2 protein-coding genes are annotated in these 2,416 nt (G+C 54.1%); both read right to left on the bottom strand.

The annotated features are described in order from the left end of the window. Nucleotides 1–533: 533 nt before the first annotated feature. Complete coding sequence (locus V6590_RS20710) at nucleotides 534–1,412, bottom strand: P63C domain-containing protein (protein WP_335425609.1); 879 nt, start codon at nucleotides 1,410–1,412, stop codon at nucleotides 534–536. Further along, nucleotides 1,405–2,331 carry an IS1595 family transposase gene (locus V6590_RS20715; protein WP_335425611.1) on the bottom strand — a complete coding sequence of 309 codons (927 nt, stop codon included), beginning with the start codon at nucleotides 2,329–2,331 and terminating at the stop codon, nucleotides 1,405–1,407. Before V6590_RS20715 ends, V6590_RS20710 begins: the two co-directional genes overlap by 8 nt. Nucleotides 2,332–2,416 lie beyond the last annotated feature (85 nt).

The following is a 2,416-nucleotide window of genomic DNA, read 5'->3' on the forward strand; positions in this document are numbered from 1 at the left end:
TGGGGGTCTATATACCTAACTAGCCACTTGAGCCGAGAGTGAGATGGCTAGCGAGATTGTCTAGACACTAGATTCTTTGCCGTGGTAGAATTTTTTGTGAGAGGTGACGGCTACCATCTTCTTACAAGTCTCTAGGGCTGCAACCCGTTAACGAGATGGATACGAGCGGCAGTGGTCAACTACACGCTCCCATTTTCCAAACCGAAACCGGAAATATGAGCAAACGCTCACCGGTTTCGGCCATTTGCAAGCTGCCATCGTCGGCACCTCCTGTATGGATTGTTGGGAAGCAGCCCAACGCTCCGAAGGCGCACCCCGCGCCCTCGCCGCCTATCAAGGAAACTAGGGTGCTAGGAGTGTGACGGTAGCCGTCTATATGGTTAGACCGAATCGTCGGCGTGTGAGTCGAGTCCTTTCACGTCGCCATGTTCACGCTTCGACCTTGAAGCGAAGCAGTCACCGCTTTATTCTTTTGGCGGCTTTAGAAACATCGTGAACTGCACAGGCTTTTTCCCATAGTGTTGCGCAACTCTCTATCTCAACTCGTGGATGTCGTCGCAAGTTTTTGACACGCCAATCACTTCCCAGCAACGAGACACTAATTGCCTGACGCCCAAATTCTCAGTGAGTTGCCTGTGCCAATGAACCCCAGCCGGTGGCTTGTTCTCCTTGAGATACTTTGCCACGTCTGGGTCAAGCGTGTCATAGATCAGTTCAATCACTAGCTTCCCCCACCATTTTGGCCGTGACTGTAGAGGAGTAGACCACCCCGTCAGACGCCCAAACTCCTCCCAAAGTTCGTCAGGGAACGTTTTCTCCCATGCGCGAAGTTCGTCAGCGATGAATGCTCGCAACTTGACCTGCAAGGCATCCTCTGCGCGCTCATACTGATAGCCAGTTGCTTCATCGATAAGCGCGTCAAGCCCTGTGCGAGTTAGGCCAGCGGTGAGTACCGCGCACTTAATCGCAATTTCTCGTTGGCGATCCGTTAGGTTTGCGCTTTCGTACAGCGCCTGAACATAACCACGGCAGATCAACTCAAAATGCTCTGTCGTCATTCCTCGCCCGGTAAACTGCGTTCCGGGTATCGAAAATTCAACAAGTTCGGCCAGGATTAAGTCGCTGTTAATATAGGGTTTTAGGCTGTTCACCCCTATGAACTTGGCCAGGTCTCCACTATCAGCATTTGCGATGGATTTGACCGCGCTTCTAAGTGCGATAACCCGATCCTCTGTGTCGAGGACATACACATCCAACTCGTCGCCGCCGAGATCAATCTTCCCGCGCCACTTGGCGAACGGCATGCCGGACGGGATCACATCAGACGGCATCATGCGCGGGGCTATTGCTCCGACCACATCCTCAAAGCTGGCATTGATCGGCTCGATAAGGTCTTTCTTGTCGTCAGGCATTGATCAGTCCTTTGTAGGTGAGGCGCTTGTCTGCCATGCGGTCGATAGTCATTACAATGAAGTCCAGTGTGCCGATCTGAGCCGTGTTATGGCGGAAGGAGAACTCCTTCACATACCGGTGCAGATGCTTGGCGCTCATGTAGTGATAGACGCCGATATAGCCTCGCTTGAGCAGGGACCAGAAGCTTTCGATGCCGTTGGTATGCGCCATGTCGCGGACGTACTCGCCTGCAGAGTGATTGATGGTGATATGGTTATAGCCGCGGGCCTTAAGGTTGATGTAGCCGCCGTGGGTATCGGTCACGATGGTTGCGCCAACCTTGCAATGGTCGCGGACGAAGCGCTCAAGGGTCGCTGCCTTGGTGTTCTCGACCACAACGGCGCGGACCTTGCCATTTTCATCGCGGACGCCAACCACGGCAGTCTTGCCAACTGCGCCACGACCTGCGTGAAGTTTCTTGTCGGCGTGCTTGTTCTTCTCGCGACCGCCAACATAGGTTTCGTCAACCTGAACCTGACCGTCCATGTGGTCGTCGCGATCCTTCAGCCAAGTTTCGCGAATGCGCTGTGCAAGGAACCACGCTGTCTTTTGCGTGACGCCAAGTTCGCGGGCCATTTGAGTGCTAGGGATGCCCTTGCGTGCGCTGGTGAGCATGTAAATGGCAAGAAGCCACTTGATCAGGGGAAGGCGGCTTTCGGCCAGCACAGTGCCAGTGCGGACGCTGAAATGCTTGCGACAGTCCTTGCAGCGGTAGGGCATGGGCTTGAGGTCTTTGCACTCCGCCACGTCAACCGAACCACAGTGACCGCAGACGGGGTCACCACCCCAGCGCTTAGCCTCAAAGAACTTGCGCGCGGTCTCTTCGTCCGGGAACTTACGGAAGAACTCAAAGGTAGAAAGGGTTTCAGGCTTCGACATGGTGCAAGCTCCTTCTGCACCGTGATAACCTACCTAGCCAATTTCCGCAAGGTATTTTTGGCTAGTTAGATATGTAGCTCCCCAA

Source organism: Gemmobacter denitrificans (assembly GCF_036964905.1).
Lineage (GTDB): Bacteria > Pseudomonadota > Alphaproteobacteria > Rhodobacterales > Rhodobacteraceae > Gemmobacter > Gemmobacter denitrificans.

Coding starts and splice junctions, on each gene's coding strand:
- V6590_RS20715 (WP_335425611.1), bottom strand. CDS start 2,331: ATGTCGAAGCCTGAAACCCTTTCTACCTTTGAGTTCTTCCGTAAGTTC.
- V6590_RS20710 (WP_335425609.1), bottom strand. CDS start 1,412: ATGCCTGACGACAAGAAAGACCTTATCGAGCCGATCAATGCCAGCTTT.